We start from the raw sequence: 15,971 nt of genomic DNA on the forward strand, positions 1-15,971 counted from the left end.
CATTTCGATCATTCCCGGATGACGCATCCCCCTTTCCTGAAAGTTAGTTGGGCATTTCGACGAACAGCGAAAGTGCGGAGTTCTACGATTCGACGTTGATCCAAATCGACGCGTATCAAAATTCGCGCCTTGTTCCGCACGGACCGCTCGTCTACGGTCTCCTCAAATCTGGACGGACCGCCGAATCCTGCCACCGTCCAGCACTCGAACCCACTCATCCACGGCAGGAGCGGGGGAACCAGGTAAGCGCCGTTCCATCAGCGAACGGCTTGGGGTTAAGTCGCGCCATCGCGGTGCGGCCGGACATCTCCAGTCCGAATCCGACAGCTCACCTCGCAGGCGACGGAGAGGAATTCACCATGCCTGCACACGGTAAGCACCGCCGCGCCAAAAACAGTTCTTTCGGCAAGAGGATCATGGCCCTGGGAGTGGGAGGTGCGGTACTCGCCCTGCCAGTCTGGGGCGCCACCACCGCCCATGCGGCCCCGGCCACGGCGTCGGCGACCCACTCCGTGGTCGCCGGTGACACCCTCGCGTCGATCGCGGAGCAGCACGGGATCGACGGCGGCTGGCAGTGGCTGTACGAGGCCAATCGCGAGGCGCTCGGTGACGATCCCGGGGTGCTCCGCCCCGGGCTGACGCTGGCCATCGGCTGGGCTCCGGAGAGCACCGGCGCGAGCGAGGCGGACGCCACCACGGAAGCCGCCGAACCCGCCGCCGCTACCGAACCCGCCGCCGAGCCCGCGGCCGAAGCCGCCCCTGCGAGTGCGCCGGAGGCCGCCTACACCGACGACCTCGACGGCTGGATCAAGGAATCCCTGGCCGTCCTGGCCGAGCACGGCATCCCCGGCAGCTACGAGGGGATCCACCGGAACATCATGCGCGAGTCGTCGGGCGACCCGCAGGCGATCAACAACTGGGACTCCAACGCGGCGGCCGGCACTCCGTCCAAGGGCCTGCTCCAGGTCATCGACCCCACCTTCGAGGCGTACCACGTGCCCGGCACCTCGCTGGACAGCTTCGACCCGGTCGCCAACATCACCGCCGCGTGCAACTACGCGGCCGACCGGTACGGCTCGATCGACAACGTCTTCGGTCCCTACTGACACCCCGGCACCGACGACCCCGGCACCCCTCGCGGGAGTGAACACGCCGGTCGGGTGCGCCTCGGAGCGCCCCCGGCCGGCACCCGTGCATCATGCCCCGGTGCGGCCCGCGGCCCTGAGCCGCAAGGTCTCCTCCCGGGTGACCGGGGCGGCGGCCCGGAGGAACTCCACGACGGTCCGGAGTTCGTCCTCGCCGTACTTCTCGCAGAGCCGCCCCAGCGACCGGGTGAGGCCCTCGAAGAGCGGGCCGATCCGGTCCTCCGCCTGGGGCAGCAGAGTGACCACGACCCGTCGGCGGTCCAGCGGGTCCTTCGCGCGCCGGACATAGCCGCCCGCCTCCAGCCGGTCGACCACACCGGTGATCGCGCCGGTGGTGACGCCGTTCTCGCCGGCCAGCTCGCCCGCGCTCATGGCCCCCCGCCGGACCAGGGCGCCCAGACAGCTCAGATCGAGAACGCTCATCCTCAGCCGGTCCGCGACCGCCTGATGGAAGAGCACGGTCCGGGAGACCAGGGCGCGCAGCTCCGCGTCGAGCGCGCTCGCCAGTCCCTCACGGTCGGTCTCGGTCGCACCGCCGACCCAGGTCGCGATCTCGATATCGCGGTCGCCGTCGCTCGCCATAGGTCACGTCCTCCGCGTCGCCCCCGCCCGATCATCGCCGTCCGGGCGGATTCTCCCGCCGTGTCGGCCCGTGGCACATGGCTGAATTCCCGTGCCGCGGGGGTCCCCCCGGGGGGGCGCGGCCGAGTCAGCGCCGGGGCGCGGGGAAGGCGACGGGGCTGCGGAGACCGGCCCGGTTCACGGCCCGTAAGCCGAAGAAGACATTGTCCTTGGAGAGGTCCACGGTGTGGCGGGTGGTGTCCCCGACCCGGACGATATGGGTCCATTCGGCGTCGGTGGTCTCCCGCCAGACGATCTCGTACCCAGCCAGATCGCTCTCCCGGCCACGCTGCCAGACCAGTTCGGTGGCGTTGGTCAGCCCGCTGGTGACGATGCCGACCTCGCGGGGGGTGCCGGGGGCCTGTGCCAGTGTCCACAGGGCGGCGGCGTTGACCTTGGCCACCCGGGCAATGTAATCGAAGTCGCAGAACTCGGGGAGGTCCCCGTACTGCTTGCCGTCCACCGTACGGACGTCCTGGTGCTGGTGGGCGAAGTCCTCGGCCGGCTCGGTGAAACGGGCCGCGGGGAAGCCGCGTTCGAGGAACGGGATGTGGTCGCCGCCGCGCAGATAGCGGTCGCGGCGGTGGACGATCCGCACCCGCATTCCGGTGGCGTCGTTGTCGGCCACATCGCGGACGAAGCGGGCGAGCTGCCGGGAGGGCGAGTCGTTCTCGCCGCCGACCGAGCGGCGGACGGCGGCCTCGGCGGCGGTCTCGGAGGTGGGCACGCCCTCGGCGAAGAGCCGCACGGAGTACGGGTCGCGGGTGCCGTCGTCGGCGGTGGGGCTGCCGACGATGTCGTCGGTGAACATGCCCTGGAGGTCGGTCCCCGCCTCCCGGTGGGCGCGCGCCAGGTGGGCCGCCCCGTACAGGCCCTGTTCCTCGCCGGCCACGGCCGCGAAGACCAGGGTCGCGGCGGGACGGCGTCCGGCGGTCACCCGGGCGAGTTCGAGGGCGACGGCGACGCCGGACGCGTCGTCGTCGGCACCGGGCGCGTCGCTGACGGCGTCCATGGGGTCGCTCGCGCGCGAGTCGTAGTGGCCGGAGACGAGATAGACCCGGTCGGGGTCGGTCGATCCGCGCAGCGTCGCCACGACATTGGTGATCCGGGTCGGGACGGGGATCCGGGGGCCCGCCTCCTGGATGAAGCTCTGGAGCTGGACGGTCATCCGGCCGCCGCTGACGGCCGCGTACCGCTTCAGTTCGCCGTATATCCAGTCCCGGGCGGCGCCGATGCCGCGCCGGGGGTCGTCCTGGCTCGACAGGGTATGTCGGGTGCCGAAGGAGGCGAGGGTGCGGACGGTCGCCTCGACTCGGTCGCGGTCGATCTCCGCCAGCAGGGCCCGCAGCTCCCGGGTGGGGCGCTGGGCGGTGGCGGGGGGACGGTGCCTTCCGCGGCCGGCGCTACGGGCGGTGACGGCGGTGCGGGCGGTGGCCCCGATGGCGGCGGAGGCGGGCGCGGACGCGGCGACGGGGGCGGCGGCGGCTCCGGTCAGCGCGGTGCCGAGGACGGCGGTGCCGGTGGCGGCGATGACGGCTCTGCGTCCGGTTCCGGTGGGGGGCGGAACGGGAAGGGGGACATCGCTGTTCTGTGGGGTCTGCGACATGCCGTCATCGTGCGGCCGGGTCCGGGGCGTGACAAGAGCGCCCCCGGCCGCGGCGCCCGGTTCCGGTGGTGGGTCGGGGGCCTGGACAGGTCGGGGCTCAGCTCCCGGAGACGGCCCGCAGGTGGGACTTGCCGCGCGGCGCGTTCGGAGTGGTGCCCGCGCTGCGGTGTTCGCGCAGCACCAGGGTCATCCGGGTGTACCCCCGGTCCTCCAGGGTCGCCGGGGTCTCGTCCACGATCCGGCACTCGGCGCGACCCCACCGCGGATCGGGGTGGTGCAGCGGCCGGACCGCCCCGTCGTGGTGGACGGCCGCCGCCCCGGTCGCCCGCATCCAGTGCGGCAGGCCGCAGCGGTACGCGGCGTCCATGATGGGGTCGTCGGCGATATCGCTGCGAATGGCTTGAAGAACACCATCCCCCTCGTACCGTTCCAGCGCGGATTCGAGCTGGGCGAGCAGCGGCAGGCACCAGCTCGTCTCCCGGTCGCCGAGGACCGCGCCCGCGTCCGGGTGGAAGAGGACGAACCGCAGGAAGTTCTGGTCGGGCATGGCGGTGGGGTGCTGTCGCATCCCCTGGAACAGCGCCTGGAAGGCGGGGTTGACGTGGGTCACGTCCCAGCGGCGGTCGAAGAGCACCGACGGCAGCGGCACTGCGTCCATCATCGCGGCGTAGTCGTGCAGGTAGGACAGGGTGCCGGGGTCGTGCGGCGCGGGGTCGACCGAGGTGGACGGGTCGGCGGACGGCGCGGGCCGCTGCATCGGCGCGTACGGTCGGACGGGGCCCGAGGGGAAGGCAGGTCCGGACGGCCGGGCGGGGCCCAGCGGGGAGGTGGCTCTGGCGGGGGCTCCGTTGAGGGGCTCCGGCGGCTCCCGGTCGACGGCCAGCCGGAACAGCCAGCCGCCCTGCTGATCGGTCATCTCAAGGGCCTTGACCAGCGCGTACAGCCGGTCGTCGGTCCATTCCTCGACCGGGGTGCGCTCCCAGTTGCCATAGGTGCGGGTACTGATGTCGAGCCGGGCGGCAACCTCCGCCACGCTCAGTCCCAGCTCTTCCCGGCGCCCACGCAGTATGTCGGTGAGCCTCCTCGACCGGAGGGTGCCACGGTTCGCGCCCGCACACCCTCGACGCCCGTGGACACCAGGACGGTTGAAGCCCGCCTCATGTGTCATCGAGAACGCCACCCTTCTCGAAGTCCCGCTGCGGCAGCGCCCTTTGGATCTTCACCCCGCCTGGCGATCCTGCTACCGGAAGAGGCGCCATGTCAACTATCGTGGCATTCCGCGCCGCTGAGCGCTCAGATCTCGCCACAGCTGTGGCAAGACCTGGTTGTACACCCGCGAAACCGTTAATCTCCGGGCAGCCACTCATGTGCGGAGCCATCTCGCGTGATCTAGGAGACCTACTGGTGACAGACGGCTTCTTGGTTCCGGGCCCGGCCGCCGCAGGCCCCCTGACGGCGTCGGTCGCCCGCGTCGCGGAACTCGCAGGCAGACTCGGACTGAGCCACGGCGAGGTCTTCGACGTTCACCAGCTCTCGGAGGCGTCGGGGGTCCCCGCCGCCGTGGTCGCAGATCTGCTGGAGGGGCGCCCGGCCGGCGAACCCGACCTCCAGGCGCGCTTCCTCCAACGCTTCGACCTGCTGCGCCGGACCCGGCTCAAGTCCAACGGCCGCCGGTACACCCAGCAGGAGATCGCCGACGGCGCCGGTATGTCCCGGCAGCAGGCGGGCGCCCTGATCAACGGCGACCGCCGCCCGACCATGGAGCACTGCGACGCGATCCAGCGCTTCTTCGCGGTCCACGCCGGCTTCCTCACCGCCGAGGACGTGGACGCGCTCGACGGAGCCCTCCAGCGCACCGAGCAACGGCTCCTCCAGGACTACGCCGACTACGCGGGCGATTCCGATCCGCTGGAGCGGCTGCTCCAGGACCACGGCGTACGGGGGATCGCGTGGCGGGCCGCCCAGCTCCCCACCGACAAGCACCGCGACAAGGTCACCGAGTGGCTCGACATGCTGCTGGAGAGCGTCAAACCCACAGTTCCGGCCGATTCCACGCGGCCGAAGGACGACTGACTGACGGAAACCTGACTTCAGAACGGACCGGGTGTCGAGGCAGGGTTGAGCCCGCGGAGTGTGTGGGCGCGTCCGCTGAGGGGGAGAGGAGAACGGTGAGCATTGGCAAGGAGATGCGTCGGCTCTGCGGCGAGCTGGTAGCCGGACTCGATCTGCCCGCCCCGGCGGAACCCACCGATCTCTACGACGCACTGTGCGACCAGATGAGCGGTCGCCGCGGCCGGCCCGTCCGGTACCGCATGGCCACCTTTCCGCCGGGGACGGCGAGCGGGCTCTGGCTGGACATGACGGACCAGGATCTGATCGTCATCGAAGAGCGCACCGCGCCCGATCACCAACTGGTCATCCTCGGACACGAGCTGTGGCACATGGCGGCCGGACACGGCACCCGCCCCGCCGAGGGCCAGCGGGGCGCGGCCGTCGCCGCCCGGCTGCTCCGCGCCGAGGCCGACCTCCAGGACACGGTCCTCAAGGTCGCGGCGCGGACGCGCTTCGACCAGACCGAGGAGAGCGAGGCGGAGAGTTTCGGGCTCCTCCTCGGCAGCAAGTGCCGCTCCTGGCTTGCCGGTTCGACCGGCCGGGGTCCCCGGCAGCGCGACGGACTCGCCGGACGCATCGAGGCGTCCCTGGGATACCGAGGGCCACAGGGCTGATAAGTGGAACCATCCGCACGCGTGAGGCTCACCCGTCCGCCCACCGGCGACCCGCTGGAGCCCAAAGCCGGCCGGGACACGGTGCGGCGCCACAATCTGAGCCTGGTGCTCCGCGCCGTCCGGGACGCCGTCGAGATCACCCGGGCCGGGGTCTCCGCCCGGGTGGGGCTGACCCGGGCCGCCATCTCCTCCCTCGTGGAACAGCTACTGGAGAGCGGGTTCCTCTCCGAGTCGGGCAAGACGTTCAGCGGCCAGGCGGGCCGTCCCGGCACGGTCCTGAAGGTGGCGCGCACCGGTGTCGCGGGTCTCGGTGTCGAGATCAACGTCGACTATGTCTCCGTCTGTGTGGTGGATCTCGCGGGCACGGACCGGGTGCGGCTGGTGGAGCACCTCGACAACCGGGGCACCCCGCCCGCCGTGGTGCTGCACCGTGCGGCGGGGATCGCCGCGCGGGCCCTGGCGTCCGCCGCCGAGCAGGACCTCCGCCCGGTCGGCGCGGCACTGGCCCTCCCCGGCCTGGTCTCCTCCGGCACGGTCCGCGAGGCGCCGAATCTGGGGTGGAGCCGGGTGGTGGCCGAGGCACCCTTCGCGGCGGCACTGGCGGCGCTGCGCCCGGGGCTGCCCGATCTTCCGGTGCGCTCGGAGAACGAGGCCAATCTCGCGGCGCTGGCCGAGCTGTGGTTCGGCGACCTCCGGTCCGTCCGCACCTTCCTCTACCTCACCGGGGAGATCGGCGTCGGCGGCGCGCTGGTACTGGACGGGGAACTGCTGCGCGGCGCGCACGGATTCGCCGGGGAGATCGGCCATGTGGTGGTGGCATCCGACGGTCCCGACTGTCGCTGCGGCTCGCGCGGCTGTCTGGAGCAGTACGCGGGCCAGTCGGCGCTGCTGCGGGCGGCGGGCCTCGACGGGCCGACCGGCGCGACGGGGGTAGCGGAACTGGAGCGCCGGGCCCGCGCGGGTGACGACCGCGCGCTGCGGGCCATCGGCGGGGCGGGCCTGATGCTGGGTCGGGTGTTGGCCGGCGCGGTGAACCTCTTCGACCCGGCCGTCGTGGTACTCGGCGGGATCTACCGCCCCTTGGCGCCCTGGCTCGTCCCGGCGGCCGCCGGGGAGCTGGCCACCCGGGTGGTCTCCGGGCTGTGGCCGGAGACCGGGGACCGGCTCCGGCCCGCCTCGGCGGCGGCGGACGCGGCGCGCGGTGCGGCGGCCCGGGTGGTCCAGGACATCCTCACCGATCCACTCGCTTACGGAACCCGGGCGGGTCAGTGCGGCTGAGTCGGGTCCGCCCGCCGCCCTGTCGTATCCCCCGCCCGATCCTCACCGGGTCCCGCTGGGCTCGCGCGCTGCGGCACCGCACGTCCCCCAGGCCCGGGGCCATGGGCGCCCGGTGCTGGTGTCCGGGAGGACTCCGTGCACCGGACCCCCGCGCACTGATCCGGCCCGCTCCTCCGGTTGGACCCCCGAGTGCGCCCGGGCCACCCGCGCCGGACCTCTCACGCGTCCACCCGAAAGAGCCGGGACCGACCTTCGTTTACCCCACGCCCAGCAGGTGTTCCAGCGCGAGCTGGTCCAGCGCCTCGAACGCCATCCCCCGCTCCCCGGCCGCCACCGCGTCGAACTCCTCGTACGCGGCGCGGTCCGCGAACAGCCCGGCGAGCCCGTCCGCCGCCGTGGGCAGCGCCAGCTCGTCCAGGCGCGCGGCCCGTAGCGCGGCCCGTACCCGTGGATCCGCGCGGAACTCCGCCGCCCGCTCCCGCAGGATCAGATAGTTCCGCATGCATCCGGCGGCCGACGCCCGTACCCCGTCCGCGCCCTCCGTCCGGGGCGGCTTGAAGTCGAAGTGGCGGGGGCCGTCGTACCCGCCGGTCTCCAACAGGTCCACCAGCCAGAAGGCGGCCCGTAGGTCCCCCGCCCCGAAGCGCAGGTCCTGGTCGTACTTGATGCCGCTCTGGCCATTGAGGTCAATGTGGAAGAGCTTCCCCGACCACAGCGCCTGCGCGATCGAGTGCGGGGCGTTCAGTCCGGCCATCTGCTCGTGGCCGACCTCCGGGTTCACCCCGTACAGCTCCGGCCGCGCCAACTGTGCGATGAAGGCGAGCGCATGACCGACGGTGGGCAGCAGGATGTCACCACGCGGCTCGTTCGGCTTGGGTTCGATGGCGAACCGGAGGTCGTAGCCCTGTTCGGTGACGTACTCCCCGAGCAGATCGAATGCCTCTCTCATCCGGTCCAGCGCCAGGGGCACGTCTTTGGCCGCGCCGGACTCGGCACCTTCCCGGCCGCCCCAGGCGACATAGATCCGCGCGCCCAGGCTGACGGCGAGATCGATGTTGCGGATGGTCTTGCGCAGCGCGTACCGGCGGATGTCCCGGTCGTTGGCGGTGAAGCCGCCGTCCTTGAAGACCGGGTGGGTGAACAGGTTGGTGGTGGCCATCGGCACCACCAGTCCGGTCTCGTCGAGCGCCCGCCGAAAACCCTTGACGCGGATGTCGCGTTCGGTGTCCGACGCACCGAACGGGATGAGGTCGTCGTCGTGGAAGGTGACGCCGTACGCGCCGAGATCGGCCAGCAGCCGTACCGTGTCGGCGGGGTCCGACGGTGGCCGGGTCGCGTCCCCGAACGGATCCCGACCCTGCCAGCCAACCGTCCAGAGGCCGAAACTGAATCGATCACCGGGGGTGGGGGTGAAGCGTTCCGTCAGCACTGCGACCGCCTTCCGTCCACTGTTTGTTTGGTCTGATTACTAATCATGCACACCCCGCGCCCGAGACAGAAGACCTTCAACATCTGTTCGTGCGGCATGGGTTGGCGTAATTTGTTCGCCCTACAGGCAAAAGCGGGCACGGCAGAGAGGCGGAGGCAATGCCGACACCGGCGGTCGTCATCGGCGTGGATAGCTCGACCCAGTCGACGAAGGCGGCGTTCGTCGATGCGGCGACCGGGCGGACGCTCGCCGTCGGCCGGGCCGCGCACCGGGTCGACGGCGTGGGCGGGGCGCGCGAGAGCGACCCCGAGGAGTGGTGGCGGGCGCTGCGCGCGGCGGTCGCCGAGGGGCTCCGGGCCTCCGGCGTGCCCGCCGCAGCCGTGACCGGTATCGCGGTCGCCGGACAGCAGCACGGACTGGTCGTCCTCGACCCGTCCGGGCGCCCGGTGCGTCCCGCCCTGCTGTGGAACGACACCCGCTCCGCCCCGCAGGCCAGGGCGCTCACCGGGGCGCTCGGCGGGCCCGCAGCCTGGACCGCCCGCACCGGATCGGTACCGGTCGCCTCGGTGACGGCCGCGAAGTGGCGGTGGCTGTGCGAGAACGAACCGCGCGCCGCCGCCGCGGCCACCGCCGTACGCCTGCCCCACGACTTCCTCACCGAACGGCTCGCGGGCACCGCCACCACCGACCCGGGCGACGCGTCGGGCACCGGCTGGTACTCCACCGCCACCGGCCAGTACGACGCCGAGATCCTCGGACTCATCGGCCTGGACGCGGCGGCGCTGCCCCCGGTCGCACCCACCGGCGCGACCCGCATCGGCCCGCTCACCGCCACCGCCGCCGAAGCACTGGGCCTGCCCACGGGCATCGCCGTCGCGGCGGGCACCGGCGACAATATGGCGGCGGCCGTCGGCCTCGGGCTCGGCGGCGCGGGTCTGCTGGACCATCCGGTGCTCAGCCTCGGCACCTCGGGCACGGTCTACGCGGCGACCCGGGTCCGGCCCACCGCCCCGGCGCTCTCCGGATTCGCCGCCACCGACGGCACCTTCCTCCCCCTGGCCTGCACCCTCAACTGCACGCTCGCCGTGGACAAGGTCGCCGCGCTCCTCGGCCTCGGCCGGGACGCAGCCGAGGCCGGGGGCGAGGTCGTCCTGCTCCCCTATCTCGACGGTGAACGCACCCCCGATCTGCCCACCGCCTCCGGCCTGCTCACCGGCATCCGGCACACCACGAGCCGTCAGCAGATCCTGGGCGCCGCCTACGAGGGGGCGGTCGTGACGGTGCTCCGCGCCCTCGATGAGGTCCTCGTCTCCTGCGGCCTCTCCCCCACCGACCCGGAGGTCGCCGCCCGTCCGCTGCGGCTGATCGGCGGGGGCGCCCGGGGCGCCCACTGGGTGGAGACCGTACGCCGGCTCTCCGGCCGTCCCCTGCTGATCCCGGCGACCACCGAACCGGTCGCGACGGGTGCGGCGGCGCTGGCGGCGGGCGCGGTGACGGGCGACGACCCGGTGGCGGTGGCGAGCGGCTGGCAGGACGGGGGCGTGGAACTGGCCCCGGTGCAGCGGGACGAGGCGACCTGGGAGCGGGTGTCGGCGGTGCTGGAGCGGGCCGCGGGGTCCGTGCTCGGCTGAGGCGGACCGGCCGGGGGCCGCCAACTCCACCCGAAGCGGATCCTGCCCGGGGTCCCTGCCCGAGGCCCCTGCCCGGCCGAAGCAGACCGACCCGGGGTCGCAGTTCCACCGAGGGAGACCGACCCGGGGCCGCCGAAGCGGACCCTGCCCGAGGTCCCCACTCGGCCGAAGCAGACCCGGCCGGGGGCCACTCCACTCAAGGCAGACAGACCCGGGGCTCCCACTCGGCCGAAGCAGACCGGCCGGGATCCCCACTCCACCCAGGCAGACCGACCCGGGCCCCAGCTCCGCCGAAGCGGACCGGCCGGGGTGGGGAACGGCGCGCGCCTCCCCCACCCCCGAACGCGCCCGCCCCCTCCCGGATGCGCCCCCACCGCCCGGTGCCCCGCCCGTGACCTGCCCTGATCCCCTTTCGTAGACTGTCTTGCACACCTCAACCCACCCCCGCTCACCCGCCCGTGGTGAGAGGACGACCCACGCCTTGGAGGCGACCATGGGCACCCGTCGCACCTCGCTGCCGGGAGTCGGCACGCAGTACGACTTCACCACCGAGGAAGGCCGGCACATCTCGGTCGTGGTCCACCACGACGGGCGGCGCTTCCTCGGCTTCTACGCCTCCGACGACCCGGACGCCTGCCAACTCTCCGTCCCCCTCTCCTCCCACGAGGCCACCGCCCTGGCCCATCTCATCGACCCCGAGCCCATCGACGCCGTCCGGACCGACGGCATCGACCTCGTCACCGAGCACATCCAGATCACCAGCCGCTCCCCCTTCGGCGGCCGGACCCTCGGGGACACCCAGGCCCGGAGCCGTACCGGCGCCTCGATCGTGGCGGTGCTGCGCCGGACGGGCGCACACCCGTCGCCGGGACCCGACTTCCGCTTCGGCGCCGGCGACACCCTCGTCGCCGTCGGCACCCGTGAGGGCGTCGACGCCCTCGCCGAGATCATCGCCGGAGGCTGACCGTGCACGAGACGACGACCCTGCTGATCGAGCTCGGCGCGATCATTCTCGGGCTGGGGCTGATCGGCCGCTTCGCCGGACGCATCGGGCTCTCCCCCATTCCCCTCTATCTGCTGGTGGGGCTCGCCTTCGGCACCGGCGGCCTGCTGCCGATGAGCGCGAGCGAGGACTTCGTCGCCGTCGGCGCGGAGATCGGTGTCATTCTGCTGCTGCTCCTACTGGGGCTGGAGTACACGGCTTCCGAACTCGTCGGCAACCTCAAGACCCAGTACCCGTCGGGCGTGGTCGACTTCGTCCTCAACGCCCTGCCCGGCGCGGCGGCGGCGCTGCTGCTCGGCTGGGGCCCGGTGGCGGCGGTCGCCCTCGCCGGTGTCACCTGGATATCGTCCTCCGGAGTCATCGCGAAGGTCCTCACCGACCTGGGCCGGCTCGGCAACCGGGAGACCCCGGTGATCCTGGGCATCCTGGTGATGGAGGACCTGGCGATGGCGGTCTATCTGCCGTTGCTCACCGCCCTGCTGGCGGGCGTCGGTCTGGCGGGCGGCAGCATCACCCTGCTGATCGCGCTCGGCACCGTCGGCCTCGTGCTGTATCTGGCGCTCCGCCACGGCCGACTGATCAGCCGGGCCGTCTCATCCGACAATCCGGAGATGCTGCTGCTGGTGGTCCTCGGACTCACCCTGCTGGTCGCGGGCATCGCCCAGGAACTCCAGGTGTCGGCCGCGGTCGGCGCGTTCCTGGTGGGCATCGCCCTGTCCGGGGAGGTCGCCGAGGGCGCGCGCAAGCTGCTGACCCCGCTGCGGGACCTGTTCGCCGCGGTGTTCTTCGTCTTCTTCGGCCTCTCGACGGACCCGACGCAGATCCCCCCGGTGCTGCTGCCCGCACTGCTGCTCGCGGTGGTCACGACGGTGACCAAGATCCTCACCGGCTGGTACGCGGCCAGTCGCGCGGGCATTGGCCCGCGCGGTCGACTCCGGGCGGGCGGCGCGCTGGTGGCGCGAGGCGAGTTCTCGATCGTGATCGCCGGTCTGGCGGTGGCGACCGAACCGAGGATCGGCCCGATCGCCACGGCGTACGTACTGATCCTGGTGATCCTGGGGCCGCTGGCGGCCCGTTGGACGGAGCCGGCTGTGGGCTGGCTGCGCCAGAACCGGAAGAGCGCGGAACCGCTGCCGGAGTGCCACGACGATGTGGCGGTCACCCCGGGCACCGCGTCGGCCACACCCGAATCGGCTCCGGCCACCACGGAAACGGCACCCGCACCCGCACCCGCACCGAGCGGCCACGGCCCGGCGAAGGGTTCGTAACCCCGTCGGCCCCACCGGCACCTCCGCCGTGACCACCGGCCGGCACCTCCGCCGTGACCACCGGCCGGTCCCACCGCTGGAACCACCGCTGGGACCGGCCGCCCGCCGTGACAGACCGCCGCCCCGGACGCCGTACTGCGTCCGGGGCGGCGCGCGTTCCCCTCCCACGACGGCGGTGGCGGCGACGGACGGCACCGGGCGCCCTGTTAGCCTCGTCGTCCGGTCCGGGGGACGCACACCGGCCGGCGCCCCCCGGCGGCACGGTCCGGCCGCGTACGACACGACGACACCCGCCTCCCCCGGCGGCGAGGGGACAGCACATATGGCGCACCCGACCGGCTCCTTCGAACTGCTGCCCGGGGCCGCCGAATCACCCGTGATCCTGCATGTCCCCCACTCCTCCCGGAGCGTTCCCGACGCCGTGCGCGCCGGAATCGAGCTGGACGACGCCGCGCTGGAACGCGAGCTGGACCACATCACCGACGCCCACACCGCCGCGCTGGCCTCGGCTGCCGCTGACCGTGCCGCGGTCCGCCCCTGGCGCTTCGTCAACCGGCTCTCCCGGCTGGTCGTCGACCCCGAGCGGTTCCCCGACGAGCGCGAGGAGATGCTCGCCGTCGGTATGGGCGCGGTCTATACCCGCACCACCCACCGGGAGCAGCTCCGCTCCGCGTCGCTGGACCCCCGGCCGTTGATCGAGCGCTACTTCGATCCGTACGCGCGGGCCGTGTCGGCGGCCGTCGCCGACCGGCTGGCCGCCGTCGGGCGCGCGGTGGTGATCGATGTGCACTCGTACCCGACCGAGCCGCTGCCGTACGAACTCCACGGCGACGGCCCCCGGCCGCCGGTCTGTCTGGGCACCGACGCGTTCCACACCCCGCCCGAACTGCTCGCGCACGCCGAGCGGGCGTTCGCGGGTTTCGGCGGCACCGGGATCGACAGCCCCTTCGCCGGTACCTATGTGCCGCTGGACTTCTACGGCACGGACCGGCGGGTCGGCGCGCTGATGGTGGAGATCCGCCGCGACGGGTACATGCGGGAGCCCGGCGGTCCCGCGGGCCCCGGTCTCGACGCGCTCGCGGGCGCGCTGGCGGAGCTGGTGGACGCGCTGTCCCAGGAGTAAGGCCCGGGGCGGTTCAGTCCCGACGGGGTCAGTCGGCGGTGACCGCCTGGACCGCGTCGGCCCGGCGGGGGAAGGCCCGCCGATAGTCGCCCGGCGACACTCCGATGTGTTTGAGGAAGTGGTGGCGGACGTTGTTGGCCGTGCCGAGGCCGCTCAACTCCCCGATCTTGTCAATCGGGAGGTCGGTGGACTCCAGCAGGCTCTGGGCCCGTCCCAGCCGCTGGTGGAGCAGCCACCGCAGTGGGGTCGTGCCGGTGGACTCCTGGAGCCGGCGGTAGAACGTACGGGGGCTCATCGCCGCGCGGCGGGCCAGATCGTCCACGGTCAGCGGCTGGTGCAGACCCGCCCTGGCCCACTCCAGTACGGGCGCCAGTCCCTCGTCGTCGGTGGCGGGCACGGAGAGGTCGATGAACTGGGCCTGACCGCCCGGCCGGTGGGCGGGCACCACCATCCGGCGGGCGAGCTGATTGGCGACCCGGGCGCCCAGGTCGCGGCGGACCAGATGGAGACAGAGGTCGAGTCCCGCGGTCAGTCCCGCACTGGTGAGGATGGAGCCGTCGTCGACATAGAGGACGGAGTCGTCCACCTCGACCTTGGGGTAGCGCGCGGCCAGTTGGGCGGTGTGCATCCAGTGGGCGGTGGCCCGGCGCCCGTCGAGCAGCCCCGCCTCCGCCAGCGCGAACGCCCCGGTGCAGAGGGAGACCATCCGGGCGCCGTCGTCGTGGGCCCGCCGCAGGGCATCGATCAGGGCAGGTGGTAGGGGCCGATCGGACTCGACGCAGTCATCGGGGACGGAGGGGACGATGACCGTGTCGGCACCGATCAGACCTTCGAGGCCGTACGGGGTACGCAGCGTCAGCCCGGTGGCGGAGGCGGGCCCGTCGTCCGGTCCGGCCGTACCGCACAGCCTCATCTCGTACCAGGGATCGGCGAGATCGGGCTGCGGCTTCCCGAAGACGGTGCAGGGGATGCTCACCTCGTACAGGTCCCAGGAGGGGAACTCGATGTCCGTGGGCACGACGACGGCGACGGTACCAGCGCTCATCACCGAAGCGTATGGCAGGAATTTGGTGACGGACGTCATTCCGGTCACTTCTGGCGGTCGGCGCGCGCTGCGAGGGTGATCGTCATCCGATCACCACCGCCCCGACCGGGGCCGAAGGAGCCATGCCATGAACCCCCTTCCCGACGCCGCCTCCTCCTCAGTGGGGACCGGTCAGGGCCCGGCGCCCGTCACCGTCATCGGACTGGGCGCGATGGGCTCGGCGCTCGCCGCCGCCCTGCTGGAACGGGGGCACCCGACCACCGTCTGGAACCGCTCGGCGGAGAAGGCTGCACCGCTGGTCGAGCGCGGCGCCCGGCCGGCCGCGACAGCCGGCGCGGCCATCGCCGCCAGCCCGCTGGTCATCGCCTGTGTACTGGACCAGACGGCCCTGGACACGGTCCTCGCGGACGCCTCCGGATCCCTCGCGGGCAAGACCCTGGTCAACCTCACCTCGGGCTCCCCGGAGCAGGCCCGGGCGACGGCGGCCTGGGCCGGGTCCCGGGGTGCCGACTATCTGGACGGCGCGATCATGACCACCCCGCCGGGGGTCGGCGATCCCCGGATGATGATCCTCTTCAGCGGCCCGCGAGCTGTCTTCGAGGCCCACCGCCCGGCCCTCAGCGCGTTCGGCGACCCGCTGTACCTCGGCGCCGACCCCGGTCTGGCCTCCCTCTTCGACGCCGCGCTGCTCGGGCTGATGTGGTCCACGATGACCGGCTGGCTGCACGGCACGGCGCTGGTCGGCGCGGAGGCGGCCCCGGCCACGGACTTCACCGCGGTCGCCATCCGCTGGCTGTCCGCCGTGACCGGCTTCCTCTCGACCTACGCGCCGCAGGTCGATGCCGGTCACTACCCGGGGGACGACGCCACCGTCGACGTACAGATCGCGGCGATCGGGCATCTGATCCACGCGTCGGAGGCGAGCGGTGTCGACACCGCACTGCCCGAGTTGCTGCGGGCCACGATGGAGCGGGCGAGCGCGCGGGGGCACGGCCGGGACAGCTACGCGAGCCTCATCGAGGTGCTGCGGAAGCCGGAGGGCGGCGCATGACCCACCCCGTACGACCTGTGCGCCCCACCCGAACCGGACAACCCG

At 72.7% G+C, this 15,971-nt stretch carries 14 protein-coding genes and 1 riboswitch; of the genes, 9 read left to right on the forward strand and 5 right to left on the reverse strand.

Annotation, left to right across the window (positions count from 1 at the left end; all coding sequences use genetic code 11):
* Window positions 1-168: 168 nt before the first annotated feature.
* A riboswitch (cyclic di-AMP (ydaO/yuaA leader) is annotated at window positions 169-355 on the forward strand.
* A 4-nt stretch (window positions 356-359) separates the two neighbouring features.
* The gene (locus tag ACH4S7_RS15270; protein ID WP_398521629.1) at window positions 360-1,106 is read left to right on the forward strand and encodes a transglycosylase SLT domain-containing protein; all 747 of its coding nucleotides are present in this window, start codon (window positions 360-362) and stop codon (window positions 1,104-1,106) included.
* A 90-nt stretch (window positions 1,107-1,196) separates the two neighbouring features.
* Here ACH4S7_RS15270 and ACH4S7_RS15275 read toward each other — a convergent pair whose 3' ends face one another.
* The 3 genes from ACH4S7_RS15275 to ACH4S7_RS15285 all read right to left on the reverse strand — a co-directional run bounded on the left by ACH4S7_RS15275 (window position 1,197) and on the right by ACH4S7_RS15285 (window position 4,405).
* Window positions 1,197-1,727 carry a MarR family winged helix-turn-helix transcriptional regulator gene (locus ACH4S7_RS15275; protein ID WP_398521630.1) on the reverse strand — a complete coding sequence of 177 codons (531 nt, stop codon included), beginning with the start codon at window positions 1,725-1,727 and terminating at the stop codon, window positions 1,197-1,199.
* A 127-nt stretch (window positions 1,728-1,854) separates the two neighbouring features.
* Window positions 1,855-3,372, reverse strand: a complete 1,518-nt coding sequence (locus ACH4S7_RS15280) for a M28 family metallopeptidase (protein ID WP_398521631.1) — start codon at window positions 3,370-3,372, stop codon at window positions 1,855-1,857.
* Window positions 3,373-3,469: 97 nt separating this feature from the next.
* Entirely contained in the window at window positions 3,470-4,405 is a 936-nt protein-coding gene (locus ACH4S7_RS15285; protein ID WP_398521632.1) for a transcriptional regulator, read from the reverse strand.
* A 371-nt stretch (window positions 4,406-4,776) separates the two neighbouring features.
* Between ACH4S7_RS15285 and ACH4S7_RS15290 the strand changes: the two genes are divergently transcribed.
* The 3 genes from ACH4S7_RS15290 (at window position 4,777) to ACH4S7_RS15300 (ending at window position 7,376) form a co-directional block, all read left to right on the forward strand.
* Window positions 4,777-5,445, forward strand: coding sequence for a helix-turn-helix domain-containing protein (locus ACH4S7_RS15290; RefSeq protein WP_398521633.1), 669 nt, complete (start codon window positions 4,777-4,779; stop codon window positions 5,443-5,445).
* A 113-nt stretch (window positions 5,446-5,558) separates the two neighbouring features.
* Window positions 5,559-6,098 (forward strand): toxin-antitoxin system, toxin component, encoded by a 540-nt coding sequence (locus tag ACH4S7_RS15295; protein ID WP_398521886.1) that lies wholly within the window; start codon window positions 5,559-5,561, stop codon window positions 6,096-6,098.
* Window positions 6,099-6,119: 21 nt separating this feature from the next.
* On the forward strand, window positions 6,120-7,376 hold the full coding sequence (locus tag ACH4S7_RS15300) for an ROK family protein (protein ID WP_398521634.1): 1,257 nt from the start codon (window positions 6,120-6,122) through the stop codon (window positions 7,374-7,376).
* A 256-nt stretch (window positions 7,377-7,632) separates the two neighbouring features.
* Here ACH4S7_RS15300 and xylA read toward each other — a convergent pair whose 3' ends face one another.
* Complete coding sequence (gene xylA / locus ACH4S7_RS15305; RefSeq protein ID WP_398521887.1) at window positions 7,633-8,802, reverse strand: xylose isomerase; 1,170 nt, start codon at window positions 8,800-8,802, stop codon at window positions 7,633-7,635.
* A 161-nt stretch (window positions 8,803-8,963) separates the two neighbouring features.
* Here xylA and ACH4S7_RS15310 point away from each other — a divergent pair, with 161 nt between their 5' ends.
* The 4 genes from ACH4S7_RS15310 (at window position 8,964) to ACH4S7_RS15325 (ending at window position 13,830) form a co-directional block, all read left to right on the forward strand.
* Window positions 8,964-10,436, forward strand: coding sequence for an FGGY family carbohydrate kinase (locus tag ACH4S7_RS15310; RefSeq protein ID WP_398521635.1), 1,473 nt, complete (start codon window positions 8,964-8,966; stop codon window positions 10,434-10,436).
* Window positions 10,437-10,929: 493 nt separating this feature from the next.
* The gene (locus ACH4S7_RS15315) at window positions 10,930-11,400 is read left to right on the forward strand and encodes a cation:proton antiporter regulatory subunit (RefSeq protein ID WP_398521636.1); all 471 of its coding nucleotides are present in this window, start codon (window positions 10,930-10,932) and stop codon (window positions 11,398-11,400) included.
* Between the two features lie 2 nt (window positions 11,401-11,402).
* Window positions 11,403-12,707 carry a cation:proton antiporter gene (locus ACH4S7_RS15320; RefSeq protein WP_398521637.1) on the forward strand — a complete coding sequence of 435 codons (1,305 nt, stop codon included), beginning with the start codon at window positions 11,403-11,405 and terminating at the stop codon, window positions 12,705-12,707.
* Window positions 12,708-13,029: 322 nt separating this feature from the next.
* Window positions 13,030-13,830, forward strand: coding sequence for an N-formylglutamate amidohydrolase (locus ACH4S7_RS15325; protein ID WP_398521638.1), 801 nt, complete (start codon window positions 13,030-13,032; stop codon window positions 13,828-13,830).
* A gap of 28 nt (window positions 13,831-13,858) precedes the next feature.
* Here the strand turns inward: ACH4S7_RS15325 and ACH4S7_RS15330 are convergent, their stop codons facing one another.
* A complete protein-coding gene (locus ACH4S7_RS15330) occupies window positions 13,859-14,875 on the reverse strand; it encodes a helix-turn-helix domain-containing protein (RefSeq protein ID WP_398521639.1) in 1,017 nt (338 codons plus the stop codon).
* A gap of 127 nt (window positions 14,876-15,002) precedes the next feature.
* Here ACH4S7_RS15330 and ACH4S7_RS15335 point away from each other — a divergent pair, with 127 nt between their 5' ends.
* Window positions 15,003-15,926, forward strand: coding sequence for an NAD(P)-dependent oxidoreductase (locus tag ACH4S7_RS15335; protein WP_398521640.1), 924 nt, complete (start codon window positions 15,003-15,005; stop codon window positions 15,924-15,926).
* Window positions 15,927-15,971 lie beyond the last annotated feature (45 nt).

The sequence above is a fragment of the Streptomyces sp. NPDC020965 genome (assembly GCF_044333555.1).
Classification (GTDB): domain Bacteria; phylum Actinomycetota; class Actinomycetes; order Streptomycetales; family Streptomycetaceae; genus Streptomyces.

Excerpts from the sequence above, each read along its gene's own strand:
- ACH4S7_RS15295 (WP_398521886.1), top strand. The coding sequence starts at position 5,559 with ATGCGTCGGCTCTGCGGCGAGCTGGTAGCCGGACTCGATCTGCCCGCC.
- ACH4S7_RS15315 (WP_398521636.1), top strand. The coding sequence starts at position 10,930 with ATGGGCACCCGTCGCACCTCGCTGCCGGGAGTCGGCACGCAGTACGAC.
- ACH4S7_RS15275 (WP_398521630.1), bottom strand. The coding sequence starts at position 1,727 with ATGGCGAGCGACGGCGACCGCGATATCGAGATCGCGACCTGGGTCGGC.
- ACH4S7_RS15325 (WP_398521638.1), top strand. The coding sequence starts at position 13,030 with ATGGCGCACCCGACCGGCTCCTTCGAACTGCTGCCCGGGGCCGCCGAA.
- ACH4S7_RS15330 (WP_398521639.1), bottom strand. The coding sequence starts at position 14,875 with ATGAGCGCTGGTACCGTCGCCGTCGTCGTGCCCACGGACATCGAGTTC.
- ACH4S7_RS15335 (WP_398521640.1), top strand. The coding sequence starts at position 15,003 with ATGAACCCCCTTCCCGACGCCGCCTCCTCCTCAGTGGGGACCGGTCAG.
- ACH4S7_RS15270 (WP_398521629.1), top strand. The coding sequence starts at position 360 with ATGCCTGCACACGGTAAGCACCGCCGCGCCAAAAACAGTTCTTTCGGC.
- ACH4S7_RS15310 (WP_398521635.1), top strand. The coding sequence starts at position 8,964 with ATGCCGACACCGGCGGTCGTCATCGGCGTGGATAGCTCGACCCAGTCG.
- ACH4S7_RS15280 (WP_398521631.1), bottom strand. The coding sequence starts at position 3,372 with ATGTCGCAGACCCCACAGAACAGCGATGTCCCCCTTCCCGTTCCGCCC.